General features: G+C 61.6%; 17 protein-coding genes. 12 read left to right on the top strand and 5 right to left on the bottom strand.

Annotated elements, in window-relative coordinates:
• Positions 1-85 precede the first annotated feature (85 nt).
• On the top strand, positions 86-1,336 hold the full coding sequence (locus QMO82_RS05650; RefSeq protein ID WP_183609186.1) for a DUF763 domain-containing protein: 1,251 nt from the start codon (positions 86-88) through the stop codon (positions 1,334-1,336).
• Positions 1,337-1,410: 74 nt separating this feature from the next.
• Here QMO82_RS05650 and QMO82_RS05645 read toward each other — a convergent pair whose 3' ends face one another.
• Positions 1,411-2,328 (bottom strand): DMT family transporter, encoded by a 918-nt coding sequence (locus tag QMO82_RS05645; RefSeq protein WP_183609185.1) that lies wholly within the window; start codon positions 2,326-2,328, stop codon positions 1,411-1,413.
• A 164-nt stretch (positions 2,329-2,492) separates the two neighbouring features.
• On the bottom strand, positions 2,493-3,143 hold the full coding sequence (locus tag QMO82_RS05640) for a GntR family transcriptional regulator (protein ID WP_183609184.1): 651 nt from the start codon (positions 3,141-3,143) through the stop codon (positions 2,493-2,495).
• A gap of 177 nt (positions 3,144-3,320) precedes the next feature.
• Here QMO82_RS05640 and QMO82_RS05635 point away from each other — a divergent pair, with 177 nt between their 5' ends.
• The 4 genes from QMO82_RS05635 to QMO82_RS05620 all read left to right on the top strand — a co-directional run bounded on the left by QMO82_RS05635 (position 3,321) and on the right by QMO82_RS05620 (position 8,230).
• Complete coding sequence (locus QMO82_RS05635) at positions 3,321-4,745, top strand: malonyl-CoA decarboxylase (RefSeq protein WP_183609183.1); 1,425 nt, start codon at positions 3,321-3,323, stop codon at positions 4,743-4,745.
• A complete protein-coding gene (locus QMO82_RS05630; protein ID WP_183609182.1) occupies positions 4,742-6,256 on the top strand; it encodes a malonyl-CoA synthase in 1,515 nt (504 codons plus the stop codon). Before QMO82_RS05635 ends, QMO82_RS05630 begins: the two co-directional genes overlap by 4 nt.
• Before the next feature lie 196 nt (positions 6,257-6,452).
• Entirely contained in the window at positions 6,453-7,799 is a 1,347-nt protein-coding gene (locus tag QMO82_RS05625) for an SLC13 family permease (protein WP_183609181.1), read from the top strand.
• A gap of 188 nt (positions 7,800-7,987) precedes the next feature.
• Positions 7,988-8,230: a DUF982 domain-containing protein gene (locus tag QMO82_RS05620; RefSeq protein ID WP_183609180.1), complete on the top strand. Its 243-nt coding sequence runs from the start codon at positions 7,988-7,990 to the stop codon at positions 8,228-8,230.
• 318 nt (positions 8,231-8,548) lie between these two features.
• Here the strand turns inward: QMO82_RS05620 and QMO82_RS05615 are convergent, their stop codons facing one another.
• The 3 genes from QMO82_RS05615 to QMO82_RS05605 form a co-directional block, all read right to left on the bottom strand.
• On the bottom strand, positions 8,549-8,752 hold the full coding sequence (locus tag QMO82_RS05615) for a cold-shock protein (RefSeq protein ID WP_097618628.1): 204 nt from the start codon (positions 8,750-8,752) through the stop codon (positions 8,549-8,551).
• Between the two features lie 109 nt (positions 8,753-8,861).
• Complete coding sequence (locus tag QMO82_RS05610) at positions 8,862-9,404, bottom strand: hypothetical protein (protein ID WP_246718363.1); 543 nt, start codon at positions 9,402-9,404, stop codon at positions 8,862-8,864.
• 110 nt (positions 9,405-9,514) lie between these two features.
• Entirely contained in the window at positions 9,515-10,438 is a 924-nt protein-coding gene (locus QMO82_RS05605; protein ID WP_183609179.1) for a LysR family transcriptional regulator, read from the bottom strand.
• Positions 10,439-10,538: 100 nt separating this feature from the next.
• Between QMO82_RS05605 and QMO82_RS05600 the strand changes: the two genes are divergently transcribed.
• From QMO82_RS05600 to QMO82_RS05570, 7 genes are all read left to right on the top strand, one after another.
• Positions 10,539-11,564, top strand: coding sequence for a YeiH family protein (locus QMO82_RS05600; protein ID WP_183609178.1), 1,026 nt, complete (start codon positions 10,539-10,541; stop codon positions 11,562-11,564).
• A 99-nt stretch (positions 11,565-11,663) separates the two neighbouring features.
• Complete coding sequence (locus QMO82_RS05595) at positions 11,664-13,214, top strand: acyl CoA:acetate/3-ketoacid CoA transferase (RefSeq protein ID WP_183609177.1); 1,551 nt, start codon at positions 11,664-11,666, stop codon at positions 13,212-13,214.
• A complete protein-coding gene (locus QMO82_RS05590) occupies positions 13,211-14,017 on the top strand; it encodes an SDR family NAD(P)-dependent oxidoreductase (RefSeq protein ID WP_183609176.1) in 807 nt (268 codons plus the stop codon). Before QMO82_RS05595 ends, QMO82_RS05590 begins: the two co-directional genes overlap by 4 nt.
• On the top strand, positions 14,014-14,865 hold the full coding sequence (locus tag QMO82_RS05585) for a MaoC family dehydratase (RefSeq protein ID WP_183609175.1): 852 nt from the start codon (positions 14,014-14,016) through the stop codon (positions 14,863-14,865). The genes QMO82_RS05590 and QMO82_RS05585 overlap by 4 nt, the downstream gene beginning before the upstream one ends.
• Positions 14,862-15,629 (top strand): histidine utilization repressor, encoded by a 768-nt coding sequence (hutC, locus tag QMO82_RS05580; protein ID WP_183609174.1) that lies wholly within the window; start codon positions 14,862-14,864, stop codon positions 15,627-15,629. The genes QMO82_RS05585 and hutC overlap by 4 nt, the downstream gene beginning before the upstream one ends.
• Positions 15,626-17,131 carry a histidine ammonia-lyase gene (hutH, locus tag QMO82_RS05575; protein WP_183609173.1) on the top strand — a complete coding sequence of 502 codons (1,506 nt, stop codon included), beginning with the start codon at positions 15,626-15,628 and terminating at the stop codon, positions 17,129-17,131. The genes hutC and hutH overlap by 4 nt, the downstream gene beginning before the upstream one ends.
• A 70-nt stretch (positions 17,132-17,201) precedes the next feature.
• Positions 17,202-18,134: a glycine betaine ABC transporter substrate-binding protein gene (locus QMO82_RS05570; RefSeq protein WP_183609172.1), complete on the top strand. Its 933-nt coding sequence runs from the start codon at positions 17,202-17,204 to the stop codon at positions 18,132-18,134.
• The last annotated feature ends 50 nt before the right edge of the window (positions 18,135-18,184 follow it).

The raw sequence follows: 18,184 nt of genomic DNA, 5'->3' as shown, positions 1-18,184 counted from the left end.
GTCTGGAATATTTTTGGGTTCCCTGTCGCGCCGGACAAGGCGAGCATGCTAGCAACGATGGGCGATACAAAGTGCAAGGAGCGAGATGTCACAACGAGCAGGCAGCGCCGATCTTCCCCTTCACGGGGGACGTGTGCCGCATTGGCTCGGCGACCGGATGACGCGGCTCGGCACGTTGATCACCGAGGCGATCGTCCATCACTATGGCCGCGACGAATTCCTGCGCAGGCTCGCGCATCCCTTCTGGTTCCAGTCCTTTGGTGCGGTCATGGGCATGGACTGGCATTCCTCCGGCATCACGACCAGCGTTCTCGGTGCCCTGAAGCGCGGGCTGAAGCCGCGCGCCGGCGAACTCGGCCTGCATGTCTGCGGCGGCCGCGGCGCGCATTCACGTAAGACCCCGCAGGAACTGCTGTCGATCGGCGAGCGTGTCGGTCTCGACGGGGATGGGCTGGCGACGACGAGCCGTCTTATCGCCAAAGTCGACAGCGCCGCACTCCAGGACGGATTCGACCTTTATCTCCACGGCTTCATCGTCGCCGACGACGGCCATTGGGTGGTGGTGCAGCAGGGTATGAACGGCGACAAGCGGCAGGCCCGGCGCTATCACTGGCTGTCGGAAGGGCTGGAGAGTTTCGTCGATTCACCGCATGCGGCAATCGAGGGCAGGAGCCAGGGCGAGATCGTCAACCTTGCCGACAAGCGGGCCGAGCGCTCGCGGCGCGGCCAACTCGATCTGCTGGCGACGCTCGGTCCCGACCGGATCATCCGCGAGGCCGCCGCACTGCTGCGTGCGGAAGAGCCGGCGCCGGAACCCGCCGAGCAGCCGATGCTGCCGCACCTGATCATGCCGGCCCATCACGACGTCCGTGAGAGCGACGTCAATATGCGCCGCCTACATGGAAATCTGGCCGCGGCAGCCGATCGCGGACCGGCGGATTTCCAAGAGCTGCTGCTCGTTCCAGGCGTCGGCGCCCGCACGGTGAAGGCGCTGGCGATGGTGGCGGAAGTCGTCCACGGCGCACCTTGCCGCTTTTCCGATCCGGCACGCTTCTCGATCGCCCATGGCGGCAAGGACCGCCATCCCTTTCCGGTGCCGCTCAAGGTCTATGACGAGACCATCGCCGTGATGAAATCGGCGGTGCAGAAGGGCAAGCTCGGACGGGAAGAGGAGTTGCAGGCGCTGCGGCGCCTGGACGACCAATCCAGGCAGATGGAACGCTACGTGACCGGCCCCGACCTCAAGGAAATCGTCGCCGGCGAATTCCGCCAATCCGCCGATTTCGGCGGGCGCAGCGTCTTCGGCTGGGAGCCGCCGCCGGGTAATGAGGGCTAGGATTCAACGCTTGAGCGATCATTGACGTAATCTGCCGCCGAAATGCCCGCCAGCCGCGTGCCAGCGCCGTGGCTTCAATGGCCGTCGGGCGGGACGGCCTCAGCCGGGACCGTCTCTTTCAGGTTCTTCCGGTGGAAGATGAAGAGCCCGGCGACGACGATAATTGCCGCACCGACAATGATCTGCGCATCGGGAACATCATTGAAGAAGATATAGCCGAGGATGATTGCCCAGAGCAGCAGCGTATATTGCAGCGGCGCGAGCAGCGATGCCGGTGCGAGCTTCAGCGAGCGCGTGATGAGCAGATGTGCGCAGGTGGCGATGATGCCGAGCAGCAGCATGCCGGACCAGTCGACGAGCTTTGCCGGCTGCCAGTGGCCGACGCTCAAGACGATGCCGGTGAGGAGGGCGGCAACCGTCTGCCATGTCACGAGCGTCGTATCGCTGGTCGAGCGCAGATAGCGGCTCATGACCAGCGACAGCCCAAAGGAAAGGCTGCCCGCAAGGCCGAAGAGCGATGGAAGCGACAGCATTGCGGTAGACGGACGCAGCGCGATGACGACGCCTGCGAAGCCGATCAGAACAGCCAGCCAACGCCGCCAGCCGATTTTTTCTCCGAGAAAGAAATGTGAGAGCGCCGCAATGTAGATCGGCCCGGCCATATAGAAGGTCATGACGTCTGCGAGCGGCAGATAGGCGACGGCGGCGTAAAACAGCGCGACATCGCCAGTCGCCATGAAAACACGTATGAACTGCAGGCCTTTCTGCTCGACGTGGAACAAGGCCATCGGCCCTTGCCGCACGATCATGGGGCCTAGCACAATGAAAGCGCCGACCGAGCGGATCACCAGCACCTGGCCGACGGCAAAGCTTGCGACCAGCCACTTGCCCATCGCATCGTTCAGCGCAAAGAGCAGATCGCCGAGCAGCATCAGCACGACACCTGTTATGATCAGGTTTCCGGCATTGGCTATCGCCGCCTTGGTCTTCATCTCTGAGTATCCTCGCGAAGCGGCCGCGCATGCGCGGCCGAGTGCGGCTTCGGCCTTAACGCTTCCAATGTCAATGGTCAGTTGGAAGCGCTTGCCCTCAAATCGCGCGGAGACCGATCGTCAGCACCAGCTGTCGAATGCGCGGTATTGTCGCCTACCGAAATTCATCTGGTTGCCATGCTGGCGACCAGATCGCTGAACCTCTCTCCCTGAATGCCGACATGCGTCCGCAGCAGGCGACGGGCTTCATCGCCGTCTCCGGCAAAGATCGCGTCGACGATGGCGCAATGTTCCGAGAAGGAGGTCGACAGGCGGTTGCGCACGCGCAGCTGGAGGCGGCGGTAAGGCCGTAGGCGCCGGTGCAATTGCACACATTGCTCCTCGAGGAATTCGCTGCGGCCGGCTGCGTAGATGGCCTTATGGAACTCCTCATTGTCGTAATAATAGGCGTCGCTGTCGCCGGCAGCGGCCGATTGCTCGCAGCGGCTGTGGGTGGCCGTGATCGCTTCCCGGGAGGTCTTGTCCAGCCGTCGTGCGGCGAGCGATCCGGCCAGGCCCTCCAGCTCGGCCATCACCTCGAACATCTCATAGACGCGGTGCGGCCCCGGATCGATAACGACAGCGCCTCTGCGCGGCCGAATTTCGATAAGGCCGATCGCATCGAGCTGCATCAGTGCCTCGCGCACCGGTGTGCGGGAGACCCCGAAACGCGTCGCAAGCACCATTTCGTCGAGCCGCTCACCGGGGGAGAACTCGTTGGAAAGGATTGAATTTTCAATCTCATCCCGAAGCCATCGGCCTGCATTTTCGGACATTCGTCTCTCTTCCTTCATACATAAACACAACTCTTGTATACACGATGGTTGACCCCGTGTACGAAGAGTGGCATTCTACATACTACCGGTGAAACCCGACGATGGGAAGCCGCCGTCAAAAACGGTCCGCACCGAGCCGGCCCAACCGAAGAGACCGGCAGAAGAGAGGAGAATGGCATGTCTGAGGCTTCCTTCTTCACCGACATGCTGCAGAGCATCACCGATCGCGGACGCCAGCTGCTGTTTTCCGGCGCGCGCGCCACCCAGGTAGCAGCCAAGGCCGATCTCCAGACACTCTGTGAAATGCTGCTGTCGAGCCGGGGCGAAGCCTCGGGCATGGCGCTTGCGGCCGAAATCCTCGATCGCTGGGAGGCGCTCGAAAGCGAAGGCGCGCAAACATTCCTCGATATGCTGCATGAAAAGTTCGGACCCGACACGGCCAGGCTCGACCAGGCGATCGATAACTACCGCACCGATAAAAGCTCTGCCGCGGTCATTGCCCTTCACCAGGCAGCCGAGCCGCGGCGACAGGAACTCCTGCGCCGATTGAACCACGCGCCGAACGGCACCGCCAAACTCGTCCGGATGCGCCAGCAACTGCTTGCTTCCAAAGACCAATCCGAAGGTTATCACGCGCTTGATGCCGACTTTACCCATCTGTTCGGCTCCTGGTTCAATCGGGGCTTCCTGACGCTGCGCCCGATCGACTGGTCGACGCCGGCTTATATCCTTGAAAAGATCATCAAATACGAGGCCGTGCACGAGATCGCCGGCTGGGAGGAGTTGCGCCGTCGTTTGGCGCCGGCCGACCGCCGATGCTTTGCCTTCTTCCATCCCCGGCTGGCCGACGAGCCGCTGGTGTTCGTCGAGGTGGCGCTGACACGATCGGTGCCGAGCGCGATCGGAGACGTGCTCGTCGAGGGGAGGGAGCAGATCAATGCCGACGAGGCGACGACGGCCGTTTTCTATTCGATCTCCAACTGCCAGGATGGCCTGCGCGGAATCTCGTTCGGCAACTTCCTAATCAAGCAGGTCGTCGACGACCTGCGCAGGGACCTGCCCGGCCTGAAGAATTTCGTGACGCTGTCGCCGGTGCCGGGCTTTGCCCGTTGGCTTGCCAAGGCGCGCGCCTCGACCGCCGAAAGCTTCTTGCCCGAAGCGGCCCGCCAGACGCTGATCTTGCTGGACGATCCGAACTGGCCAAACAATGAGAGCAGCGCGGCCGAAGTGGAGCGCGTATTGCTGCCGCTGGCGGCGCGCTATTTCCTGACCGAGCGGACGCCGGAGGGCCGCCCCGTCGACCCCGTCGCCCGCTTCCATCTCGGCAACGGCGCTCGACTGGAAAGACTGAATTTTCTCGGCGACCGCTCGGCCAAGGCGATGCAGCAGGCCCACGGCCTGATGGTCAACTACCTCTACAAGCTCGACGATATCGTGGCCAACCACGAGGCTCTCGCGCAGCGCGGTGAAGTGATTGCCTCGCCTGCGGTCAAAAGCCTGCTCAACCAGAATGACGAAAGCCGCCGCAGCGGCAATGGCCAGCAAGGCTCCCGGCCATTCGCACAGATAGTGAACTCAACGCTTGGAGGAGGGCGAAAGTGAGCAACCATCTTTTTGACGCCATGCGGGCGGCTGCGCCCGGTGACGCACCGTTCATCCGCATCAATAGCACCCGCACATGGACCTATGACGACGCCTTCGCTCTTTCCGGCCGCCTTGCCGGCGCGATGGATACGCTCGGCATTCGCCCCGGCGATCGGGTGGCGGTGCAAGTCGAGAAAAGTGCCGAGGCATTGATCCTCTATCTCGCCTGTCTTCGGACCGGCGCGGTCTACCTGCCGCTCAACACCGCCTATACGCTGGCTGAACTCGATTACTTCATCGGCGATGCGGAGCCGCGTTTGGTGGTTGTCGCGTCGGCTGCTCGGGAAGGCGTGGAGACGATCGCCAAGCCTCACGGCGCGATCGTCGAAACGCTCGATGCCGATGGCAGCGGCTCGTTGCTGGATCTCGCCCGTGATGAGCCGGCCGACTTTGTCGACGCCTCGCGCGCTGCCGATGATCTGGCTGCGATCCTCTACACCTCGGGAACGACGGGACGTTCCAAGGGGGCGATGCTCACCCATGGGAACCTGCTCTCGAACGCCCTGACCTTGCGAGACTATTGGCGCGTTACCGCCGGTGATCGGCTGATCCATGCCTTGCCCATCTTCCACACGCATGGGCTGTTCGTCGCCACGAATGTCACGCTGCTCGCCGGCGCCTCGATGTTCCTGCTGTCGAAATTCGACGCCGACGAGGTCGTTGCGCTGATGCCTGAGGCAACGATGCTGATGGGCGTGCCGACCTTCTACGTGCGCCTCCTGCAAAGCCCGCACCTCGACAGAGAGGTCGTTGCCAACATCCGCCTGTTCATTTCCGGTTCGGCGCCCCTGCTTGCCGAAACCCATACCGAGTTCCAGGCCCGCACCGGTCACGCCATTCTCGAGCGTTACGGCATGACGGAAACCAATATGAACACGTCAAACCCTTATGAGGGGAAACGCATTGCCGGAACGGTCGGCTTCCCGCTGCCTGATGTGACGGTGCGCGTCACCGATCCCGCCACCGGGCTCGAGCTGCCGCCTGAGGAAACGGGCATGATCGAGATCAAGGGGCCGAACGTCTTCAAAGGTTATTGGCGCATGCCGGAAAAGACCGCGGCCGAATTCACCGCCGACGGTTTCTTCATCAGCGGCGATCTCGGCAAGATCGACCGGGACGGCTATATCCACATCGTCGGTCGCGGCAAGGATCTGGTGATTTCGGGTGGATACAACATCTATCCGAAGGAGGTCGAGGGCGAGATCGACCAGATCCAGGGTGTGGTCGAGAGCGCCGTCATCGGCGTGCCACATCCCGATTTCGGAGAAGGCGTAACGGCCGTCGTCGTCTGCAAGCCCGGCTCCGTCCTCGATGAAAAGACCATCGTCAACGCCCTCCAGGGCCGTCTCGCGCGCTATAAACAACCTAAACGCATCATCTTCGCCGAGGACTTGCCGCGCAACACGATGGGCAAGGTTCAGAAAAACATCCTGCGGCAGCAATACGCCGATCTTTACACAAGGACCTAGAGCAATTCCAGGCAAAGCGCGAAGCGCTTTTGCCGGGAATTGTGTAATAACAAAAACTTAGAGCGGTTCTGCGTTTCCATGAAAAACTGAACCCCTCTGAGGCGGCCACGCCCTCTGGGAGGAGGGTGTAGCGACGTCCCGCATCGATCTTGAACACAACAGCTACGGCGCTGGAGGCGTCGGAGGGAGGGGAATCATGGGTATTGAATTACTGGCCATAGGCCTGCTGGTCGCTATGTTCGTCATTGCGACGATCCAGCCGATCAACATGGGTGCGCTCGCCTTTGCCGGCGCCTTCGTGCTCGGCTCTCTGATCATCGGCATGAAAACCAACGATATATTTGCCGGCTTTCCGAGTGATCTGTTCCTGACGCTCGTCGCCGTCACCTACCTCTTCGCCATAGCGCAGATCAACGGCACGATCGACTGGCTCGTCGAATGTGCCGTCCGCCTGGTGCGCGGGCGTATCGGTTTGATTCCCTGGGTGATGTTCCTGGTCGCCGCCGTCATTACCGGGTTCGGTGCTCTCGGTCCCGCCGCGGTCGCCATTCTCGCACCCGTCGCCTTGAGCTTTGCCGTGCAGTACCGCATTCACCCGGTCATGATGGGCCTGATGGTGATCCACGGCGCGCAGGCGGGCGGCTTCTCGCCGATCAGCATCTATGGCGGTATCACCAACCAGATCGTTGCGAAGGCCGGCCTGCCTTTTGCGCCGACCTCACTGTTTCTCTCCAGCTTCTTTTTCAATCTGGCGATCGCCGTGCTGGTTTTCTTCATTTTCGGCGGCGCAAAGGTGATGAAGCAAGATCCGGCATCGCTTGGCCCCTTGCCCGAACTCCATCCCGAGGGCGTATCGGCGTCGATCAGAGGTCACGGCGGCACGCCGGCAAAACCGATCAGGGAACATGCCTATGGAACGGCGGCCGATACCGCGTCGACGTTGCGTCTCAACAATGAGAGAATTACCACCTTGATCGGCCTGACGGCGCTCGGCATCGGCGCCCTGGTTTTCAAGTTCAACGTCGGCCTCGTGGCGATGACGGTGGCTGTCGCCCTCGCGCTCTTGTCACCGAAGACCCAGAAGGCGGCAATCGACAAGGTCAGCTGGTCGACGGTGCTGCTGATTGCCGGCATCATCACCTATGTCGGCGTCATGGAGAAGGCCGGGACGGTCGATTACGTGGCGAACGGCATATCGAGTCTCGGCATGCCGCTGCTGGTGGCGCTCCTCCTTTGCTTTACAGGCGCCATCGTCTCGGCCTTTGCCTCCTCGACCGCGCTGCTCGGCGCGATCATCCCGCTCGCCGTTCCATTCCTCCTGCAGGGGCACGTCAGCGCCATCGGGGTGGTTGCGGCAATCGCCATCTCGACGACGATCGTCGATACCAGCCCATTTTCCACCAACGGCGCGCTTGTCGTCGCCAATGCGCCGGATGACAGGCGAGAGCAGGTGCTGCGACAGTTGCTGATCTACAGCGCGCTGATCGCGATCATCGGCCCGATCGTCGCCTGGCTGGTGTTCGTTGTGCCGGGTCTGGTCTGACGGCGGGCTGCTGCCCCCTGGCAATCGTGTGCCGAGCCCCGTTCGGCGCACGGTCGCTGCGAATGCGATGAGAGATCGCTCCACTCGTGCCGCTGTGACCCCGGGCCATATAAGACCAAAGCCCTATGCCGGAACGAGCCGGCGCAGATGACGTTCAGCCGATAGCCGAAAGAGCTGAGGAGCTGTCGATGCGCCATGATTTTTGGGACGAGCCCGTTGAGGTCATCATTGGGGATGGCGACCACCTTAAGAGTATCCGCAACAGCAGGGACGCGCTCGCCTATCTCATGACCTGTTGGCCGGGCAAGAAAGCAGCATCCTTTGCCGTCGCGAAGAGGATCTGCACGGATGCCGTCGACGGGCGAGCCGATTCATCTGCGGCCGCATTGGCATTCAAAGTCGCGGCGGAAGAAGCCGGCGTCCTCCGTTAACGAATGTTGTCACGGGCTGGCGAAGCTGCGGATAGTCGATGCCGCGATCATGTCGACGACCGTCTCGAGCACATCAACTCGCCGGTGATCATGATTGCCGAGAAGGCGGCCGAGAGCATTCTATCAGAGGCGTAAATAGCGCCTCGCATTTGTCAGAGGTGAATGCATGAAACGTTCTTGCCGTCCTGGGTACCCCAAACGACAGGCATAACCTCGATCGCCGTCGTGACGGCTTATGGCAACCAGGCATTCGCGCCTGTGAATCGTGACGAGGAGCCCAACCCGCTCAAGGCGGGCTGGGCGATCTTCGATTTTCGATCAGATGGTCGAGACGTTCTCAGCCTTCGATTTTCCGGTCTTGCGATCCTGTCCGACCTCGAAGCTGACCTTGTCACCTTCGCGGAGCGAACCGCCGCGTTGCAACGCAGACACGTGCACGAACACGTCCTGTCCGCCGTCTTCCGGGGTAATAAAGCCGAAGCCCTTGTCGTCATTGAAGAATTTAACCGTACCTGTCGGCATAAGATAACCATTCCTTGTATCGTGCGTCGATTTGCGAAGGCGAAACTATAGCACCGCCGCTCGTCTATCAACCTGCATTAGCCAGCGCAAATTTAAACGTAGAGACGCATCAGCTTCGACGAAGCTCAATGCGGCTCGTAACGACCGATCGACCCGTCGCTGGGTCGGTGTCGACTGTCGTGAGGCGCATGCCGGACGCCCCAACCTTTTCGATCGTCATCTGCGCTCGTCGATCGCCATTTACCTCTTTCGCCCATTTTATTGCGAGGTTTATGGCATCACCGTTACGCCTCCCGCCAAGTCCCGCGGTGCCGCTCCCTGCGCCGACATAGGAGCCCGTGTATCTGTCGCCGCTGGCCTTGAGGTTGGCGCTGATGACTCGGGAAAAAACCATGAGGCTGGTGCAGCGCCCGTTGAGCGAAAGGGACCTCGCATTCGTATCCGACTTAAACTGGCAAGTGACTTTCATGACGGGTGCGTTTGTCCGCACTTTCACCGTCCCCTTGCCGTTCCAACTTCCCGCAAGTGTTTTTAAAAAAGCCGATTCGTCGGCATTGGCGACGCCGGCCATGGCCATTGATGCCGTCGCAACAGCGCAAGCAAGGACCTTGAACATCTGATCAATATTCGGACCGCGCAACATCAGGACCATCACTCTCGGCTGTTGAGGAGGAAGCGATCATATAACCGCCGCACGTTGATTTCGTTCCATATGGGAAGCATCGTTTGGCGCATACGTCGTCCGTGCAGTAGATCGATTCCTTAGAGCGCCCAATCATCCCAATTTTTAATTTCGGTGGCTTTATCCTCGCGGCAAATCGTTTCCAGCGCCAACGAGGCGCGACTAGGGTGCCTTTGTTTATGCCGCAGGATTGCAAATTGGCGGGACGGCAGAGGGAAACGCGCCTTTACCAGCAGGCCTTGCGTCAAGAGCGGCGCGGCCACGGCCCCCGACACGACCGTCGCGCAGAGGCCCTCTCTTGCTGCCGATATGACCGCCTCGTTCGATGGCAGTTCAAGCGCGACGGCCAGATCTTCGGGGCCGATGCCGAGATTGGAAATCGCCGCCTCGAAAGCCGACCGGGTTCCGGAGCCCTTTTCGCGCATGACCCATTTTGTGCCCGAAACAAGGTCCGCCGGTGCAATTGATTTGCCGCGCGCCCAGGGATGGCGCGGGCCGACGACGACAAGGAGTTCATCCTCGGCAAGGGGCTGCACATTCAGCGCCGGCTCATCGACGCTGCCTTCGACGAAGCCGGCTTCGGCCAATCCATCGAGTACCGCTTTTGCCGCCGTGGTCGTGTTGCCGATCATCAGCTTCAGATCGATGCCCGGGTAGCGGATCTTGAAACGCATCAACATCGCCGGCAGCCAATAGCTTGCGATCGTCTGGCTCGCAAAAACGACCAGTTCACCCTTTTGCAGGCCGCCGAGATCGGACAAGACGAGCGCTGCGGCTTTTGCGCGTGCGAGCGTCGCTCTTGCCTCCCCCAGAAACACCCGTCCTTCAGATGTCAACTCTATGCGGCGTCCGACGCGATGGAAAAGCTCGACGCCATAGGAGGTCTCGAGATTGCGGATAGCCGAGCTGACGGCCGATGGCGTCAACCCGATGGCGGAGGCGGCGTTGGTCAGGTGCTCGCGCTCGGCCACCGCGACGAAAATAGAGAGCTGTTCGAAGGTCATGATTCAATCGTTCGATTTTACCGAATAAACTCTATCAAACTATTCAATAGAAGTCGACAATTGAGTGTGGGACAGTGCAGCATTCCGCAAGGTCTTGCCGATGCTCATCTCTGCCTCACGTCCCCTGTCGCTTCCTTCTGTCCTGCCGGGCCTTGTCCTTTGTGCGGCAGTCACGCTCATTGCACACCTGGTTGAGCGGCTGCAGATCATGATTTTCGGCTCGCATTGGATCGAGAGCCTCGTGCTTGCTATTCTGATCGGCATCGTCGTGCGCTCTTCGATCCGGCTGCCGCGGACTTTCATTCCCGGCATCCAGTTCGCCGCCAAGACGCTTCTCGAAATTGCCGTCGTGTTGCTCGGCGCTTCGCTCAGCACGGCTGCCGTCAGGCAGGCCGGACTGCCGCTCGTCGGTGGAATTGCCGTTCTGGTTGCTCTGTCTTTGGCCGGCAGCTTTCTGATCGGGCGGCTCTTGGGGCTGTCGACCAGCCTTGCGATGTTGGTTGCTTGCGGCAACTCGATCTGCGGCAATTCTGCGATTGCCGCTGCGGCGCCGGTGATCGGCGCCAAGCCGGACGAGGTCGCCGCCTCGATCGCTTTTACCGCGCTGCTCGGCATCGGTGCAGTGCTGACGCTGCCGCTTCTTCACCTGTTCTTTGGTCTCAGCGCCGTTCAATATGGCGTTTTTGCAGGAGTGACAGCCTATGCCGTCCCGCAGGTGTTGGCGGCCACGGCTTCTGCCGGCGCCGTCAGCACCCAGGTGGGCACACTCGTCAAGCTGATCCGGGTGATGATGCTCGGACCGGTCATCCTGATGCTTGGCACGCTGCATGGCCGCCGTGGTGGTGGCTCCGCAATCCATCTCCGCCATGTTCTGCCGTGGTTCATTCTCGGTTTTGCGGCCATGGCAGCGCTTCGGTCGCTCGGCGCGATCCCGGCGCCGCTGCTGCCGGCAATGTCGGCCGTCTCCGCCACCTTCACCGTCACCGCGATGGCCGCTTTGGGCCTCTCCGTCGATATCGGGTCCGTCAGCCATACAGGTGGCCGGGTCCTCGCCGCGGCGGCGCTGTCGCTGCTGGCGCTGGCGGCCCTTGGGCTTTGCCTGATCGGGCTGCTGAATATTGCCTGATCAAGGTAATCTGCCCAAAATACTTGCAAAGATTCCGGTTGCCTTCCAAAGGATCGGCGGATAGCTGTATATACAGGTCAGCCGGAAGCACAGATTGTCATGCAGGTCATCTCTTCACAACAAGCTGCGGATCTCCTCGAAGACGGGATGACGGTCGCCGCTTCGGGTTTTGGAGGATGCTGCCATCCCGAGGCCATCACGGCGGCCGTCGAGAAGCGCTTCCTCGCCTCCGGAAAACCTCGCAACCTGACTCTTCTGTTTGCCGCCAGCACCGGCGATCGTCAGACACGCGGCATGGGACATTTTGGTTATGAAGGTCTTGTCGCCTGCGTGATCGCCGGGGGATGGCGCGGGACACCGCGCCTTGGGAGGCTGGCGATCGAGGAAAAGATCGAAGCGCATTGCTGGCCGCAGGGCGTCATCGCGCAGCTCTACCGGGCGATTGCCGCCGGTCAGCCTGGCGTGGTCACCCATATCGGGCTCGGCTCTTTCATGGATCCGCTGCATGGCGGCGGCCGCATGAATGCGACGACGCCGCGTGCGCTTGTCGAGCGTGTGTCGTTGCGCGGCAAGGAATGGCTGCTTTATCCGTCGATGCCGCTCGACTGCGTGCTGTTGCGCGGAACGACGGCCGACGAGGATGGCAATATCACCCTCGAGGACGAGGCCTTCCCGCTCGACGTGCTTGCCATGGCGCAGGCAGGCCGCAATTCCGGCGGTATCGTCGTCGTCCAGGTCAAGCGGATTGCCGAGCGCGGCTCGCTGCAGCCCAACGACGTTCGCATCCCGGCAGTGCTGGTCGATTATGTCGTGGTCTGCGATGATCCGGCTGAGCACGGCGTCAGTTTCGCCGAGACTGACAATATCGCTTACACCGGGCGCGTCCGGATGGCGGTGAGCCGCCTGCAGCCGGCGCCGCTGTCGGTCGACAAGATTATTCAGCGCCGCGCCTTCCTGGAATTGGCGCCGCTCAATCGTCCGACGATCAACCTCGGCATCGGCATTGCCGCCGGGATCGGCCGCATCGCCGGCGAAGAGGGATTCGACGATTATACGGTGACGATCGAATCCGGCGTCATCGGCGGCGTGCCGGCCGAGGAGCTGTCCTTCGGCGCTGCCGTCAATCCGACCGCCATCGTCCCACAGGCATCACAGTTTGATTTTTACGACGGCGGCGGCCTCGATATCGCCTTTCTCGGCATGGCCGAGGTGGATCGGCACGGGGCGGTCAATGTCAGCCGTTTCAACAATTCCATCGTCGGGGTCGGCGGCTTCACCAATATTTCGCAGACGGCCAAGCACGTTGTCTATCTCGGCGCATTCTCGGCCGGCGGCGCGGAAATTGCGGTTGCCGACGGCAAGCTCGACATCACTAGGGATGGCAGAGTTTGCAAGATCGTCGACCATGTCGACCAAATCAGTTCGAGCCCGGTCTTTGCGCCGGAAGGCCAGTCACAGCTCGTCGTCACCGAGCGGGCCGTCTTTCGGGTGATCGACGGATGCCTGACCCTGACGGAGTATGCCCCCGGCATCGATCTTGCCGCCCATGTTCTCGACCGCCTGCCGAAGGGCGTCGCGGTATCGGATCAGCTGGAACAGATGGATGCGCGCCTGTTTTCCACCCATGCGATGAAGGACTTTGTCCCATGAAAATCGATGGCGCCGTCATTATCGTCACGGGCTCGGCAACGGGTGTCGGGGCCGCATGCGTCAAACAATTCGCCGAGGGCGGTGCCCGGGTGGTGGTCAATTACAGCCGCAGCAAGAAGGAAGCCGATGAGACCGGCGATATCTGCCGCAGCCTGGGTGCGGAGGTCGAGATCGTCCAGGCCGACGTTGCCGATGACGTGGCTTGCCGCCGGATGGTCGCGACCGCCGTCAATCGATGGGGGCGGCTCGACGCCTTGGTGAACAATGCCGCAATGACGGTCAAATCCGATCCTTTCGATCTGGAGACGCTGTCGGCCGAAGATTTCCAGAACGTTTTCGGGGTCAACGTCATCGGCGCCTATCAGATGTGCCGGGCGGCGGTGCCAGCCATGCGTGACAGCGGCGGCGGCGCGATCGTCAATGTCTCCTCCAACGTAGCCTTTACCGGCGGCGGCAGTTCGCTTGCCTATACGGCCTCCAAGGGTGCCCTCAATGCGCTGACCCTGGCCCTGGCGCGCACTTGCGGTCCCGATATCCGCGTCAACGCGGTTTGCCCCGGCATTATAGACACGCGCTGGATGCGCGACACGCTCGGGCCGGATGCCTATGGCGCCATTGCCAAGCGATTTTCGGAGACCGCGCCGCTCGGCCGGGTGGCGACACCGGAAGATGTTGCCGGCGCTATTGTCTGGCTTGTTCGGGGCGCCGATTTCGTCACTGGCGAATTGCTTTCCGTTGACGGCGGCATCCGCCTGTCCGGTGGCGTTCGCAAACCCGCGACATCTGGCGGAGCCGCATCGTGACGCTGTCGCCCCAGTCCATCCTCGACTTCCCGGTGCCGCAAGCAACACATGTGGTCACCGCAAGGGATGCCATCCTTTACGCCCTGTCGGTTGGCTACGGCACCAATGCGCTCGAAGAAAACGCGTTGAACTACGTCTATGAACGCGATCTCGTGACCGCGCCGACGCTCGCCAATATCGTGGCGCACCCAGGCCCTTGGATGCAGCAGACGGGCGTCGACTGGACGCGTCTGGTACATTCCGAACATCGCCTGACGATCCACCGGCCGGTCCCTCTCGATGTGCCGCTGATCTCCCGGTCGCGCGTCTTGTCGGTGGTCGACCGTGGCGTCGAGAAAGGCATGTTCGTCAGCTTCGAGCGGCTGATCGCAACCGCAAACGGTGACGAGCCGATCGCGACGATCGTCCAGACGAATGCGTGTCGCGGCGACGGTGGATGCGGTTCGGTGGGATCTGCGCCTGAACCTCTATCCAAAGTCCCGGACCGAGAGCCGGACTTCGAATTCAATGTCGACATTCCTGGTAACGCTGCTCTGCTTTATCGCCTGAACGGCGATCTCAATCCGCTGCATGTCGATCCGCAGGCAGCCGGTCGGAGCGGCTTCGACCGGCCGATCCTGCATGGGCTGTGCAGCTTCGGTTATGCCGGCTACGGCATCGCCGCTGCCCTCGATCCAGACATGGCTACCGGTTTGAGCGCGATCGCAGCGCGGTTCAGCGCGCCGATCTTTCCCGGCGAAACGATCACCCTGCAGATTTGGCGCAACGATGCCGATATCCGCTTCAAGGGGATCGTTGCCTCTCGGGGCGTGACCATCCTCGACAACGGCATGGCGAGGCTGTCATGACGAAAGCGGTCAAACCGGCCGCCGGCGAGGCGCGCCATTATATCAGGATCAAGGAGCAGATCCTGGCAGACATCGCCGAGGGCAAGCTGCAGCCGGGAGACCGGGTATCCTCTGAAAGCGAACTGGTGGCGGCATTCGGCGTCAGCCGCATGACGGCGAACCGGGCGCTGCGGGAATTGATGTTCGAGGGTGTGCTGAAACGATCCGCCGGCATCGGAACCTTCGTGTCGCCAAAACATCTCGACGTCGATCTGCTTCAGATCCGCAACATCGCCGACGAAATACTGGAACGCGGTCACACGCATAAGGCGGCGATCGTCAAGGCCGGCTCGATGAAGGCGGATGCCAACGTTGCCGACGCGCTCGAACTGGCCCTCGGCGCTGAGGTGATGCATTCGCTGATCGTGCACCTGGAAAACGACCAGCCCATTCAGATCGAGGAGCGCTACGTCAATCCGCTGGTCGCGCCCGACTATCTGTCGACCGATTTCAGCAGCATGACGCCGAACGAATATCTGACCAAGGTGGCGCCGATCACGGCATTCGAACATGTCGTCCAGGCCGTCAAACCGGATACGGCAGTCCGCAAATATCTCGGCCTGAAAAATGATCATCCTTGCCTGCGAGTCTTTCGAAGGACCTGGTCGGGCGAAGCCGTCGTGACATGCGCGCTGCTGTATTATCCCGGCGCGCAATATCGGCTGGAAGCACGGTCGACCAAAGGTCCTTGTAAACCCGTCGCCATTCTCGGAGAGAAACAGTGAGCGCCCCCCATTCTCCATCGGTCACCCTCAGCGCGACGCCACTGACGATCGAGGACATCGCAGCAATTGCCCGTCGTCACGCCAGGATCGAAATCTCTGCCGAGGTCGAGGCCCGGATTGCGGCGGCGCGCGCCGTCGTCGATCGCTATACCGAAAAGGATCTGCCGGTTTATGGCCTGACCACGGGACTGGGAGCCGGGGTCGATACACGACTTGCAACGGAAGATCTGGTGGCCTTCCAGATGCGCGTGCCGCAAGCCCGCGCGGTCGGAGTTGGAAAGCCGCTGGCACAGGAGGCCGTGCGGGCGATGATGGCTGTCAGGGCCGCCGGCATGGCGGCGGGCGGTTCAGGCGTTTCGCTGAACGTGTTCCGCGGTCTGATCGCCGCCATCAATGCAGGTCTTCATCCCGTCGTCCCGTCATTGGGCTCGATCGGTGCGGCGGATCTGGCTCCGCTGGCCCATATGAGCCGGGCACTGCTTGGCTTCGGCGAGATCGAGCTTGGCGGCGACGTGCTGCCGGCCGCCGCCGCTCTTGAACGGGCCGGCCTGAAGCCCCTCCAATTGGCGCCGAAGGACGGGCATGCGCTTGTCGTGGCCAACAGTCTCTCCATCGGCCTCGCCTGCTTGGCTCTTGAGGATATCGAGCGGCTCTTCGATTGGTCCCTGAAGGCAATTGCCGTTAATTTCGAAGCGTTTCGCGCCAATGTCAGCGTCTTCGACGATCTCGCGCTGGCTGCGAGACCGGCCTTTGGACAGCGCCGCGTCGCGGCCCAGTTGATGGAGCTGCTTTCGGGAAGCTCCTTGCTCGCCGACGATGCCGCAAGACGTCTTCAGGATCCTTTGAGTTACCGCTGCACGCCGCAGGTCTGGGGTGCGTTGAGCCATGCGATCGACGAGGCAAGGCAGGCGACCGAGATTGAGCTCGTCAGTTCCAGCGACAATCCTGTCGTGATCGCCTCCGAGGGCGTCATTCTTGCACACGGCAATTTCGACATGACTGCCTTTGTGCTTGCCTGGGAAAGGCTGGGGCAGGCGATGGCGCATTGTGCGGCAGGCACGGCCTATCGGATCATGAAGATCATGTCGCCCGGCATGTCCGACCTCCCGCGCTTCCTGACCCCGATGGGCCAGAGTCGTACCGGTTTTGCGACCGTGCAAAAGACCGTCTCGGCCATGGAGGCCGAAATCCGCCATCTCGCCATGCCGGTTTCGCTCTCGCCCTTTCCCGTCGCCGATGGCGTCGAAGACCAGGCGTCGATGGCGCCGAGCGTTTTGGCAAAGACGCAGGCGATCGTCGAGCGCCTGCGCTATCTCGTCGCCATCGAACTGATCGCCTCGGTACAGGCCGTCGAGTTGCGCGGCGTCTCGGGCGAATTGGGCAAGGGATCGGCTGATGCCTATGTTTTCGTGCGCAACCACGTCCCGGCGCTCGAAGAGGATCGCGCGCAAGGGCCGGATTTTGCGACGATTGCCGCATTGATCGGGCTCGGCCCGCAATAAGCCCGGTTTGCCACTGCCCCGACAAGAAGGGCAGGACACCGACCGGTCATGCCGATGGTTATTCTGGGGAATGCCGTCGGTTCGTTCATTGAAAAGTCAACAAGAGGGAATGATTATGAAAAATTGGACAAAAGGCATCTTTGCAGCCGGCATCATGGCAACCGCCATGTTCCAGTCTGCATCCGCAGAGACCATCAAGGTCGGCAGCAAGAATTTTACCGAGCAGTTCATCCTCGCCGAAATGTATTCAGCCGTTCTGGAAAATGCCGGCTTCACCGTCGAGCGCAAGATCAATCTCGGCGGCACGCTGATTGCCCACCAGGCATTGGTGGCCGGCGAGATCGATCTTTATCCGGAATATACCGGCACGGCGCTGGCGTCCGTCGTCAAGGGTGAGATGTCGACCGATGCCGACAAGGTCTACACGCAGGTCAAGGACTTCTACGCCAAGCAGTTCAACCTCACATGGCTGAAGCCGAGCGGCATCAACAACGGCTATGTCATCGTCGTCCGGCAGGAAACGGCGCAGGCCAACAATCTGAAGACGCTGTCGGACCTCGCCAAAGTTTCCAAGACGCTGGTCTTCGGCGGCGGCGCCGAGTTTCCGGATCGCGCCGACGGCCTGCCCGGCCTGAAGCGGGTCTACGGCGCCGAGTTCAAGGAATTCAAGCAGTTCGCCAAGCTTGGCCTTCGTTATGATGCGCTGGAACAAAAGGACATCGACGTCGCCAACGGTGCGGCGACCGACTGGCAGATCGGCTCGAAGAACCTCGTGCCGCTGGCAGACGACAAGGGTCTGTTTCCGCCCTACTACGTGGCCCCCGTTGTCCGCCAGGACGTGCTGAAGGCCAACCCGAAGGTAGCAGAACTGCTGGAAGCGGTCGGCTCCCATCTCGACAATGAGAAGATGCGGGTCCTGAATGCCAAGGTCGAGACCGATCACGAGGAAGCCAAGGACGTGGCGGTCGATTTCCTCAAGGAAAACGGCCTGCTGCCGAAATGATCGTCATGTCCGCGGCCGGGTATCGATCCGGCCGCGGCCTGGCGCGACGA

Origin of the sequence: Rhizobium sp. BT04 (genome assembly GCF_030053135.1) — a bacterium.
Taxonomy (GTDB): Bacteria; Pseudomonadota; Alphaproteobacteria; order Rhizobiales; family Rhizobiaceae; genus Rhizobium; species Rhizobium binxianense.
Note: the sequence above shows the minus strand (reverse complement) of the source record. Positions and strands in the feature narration are given on the sequence as shown.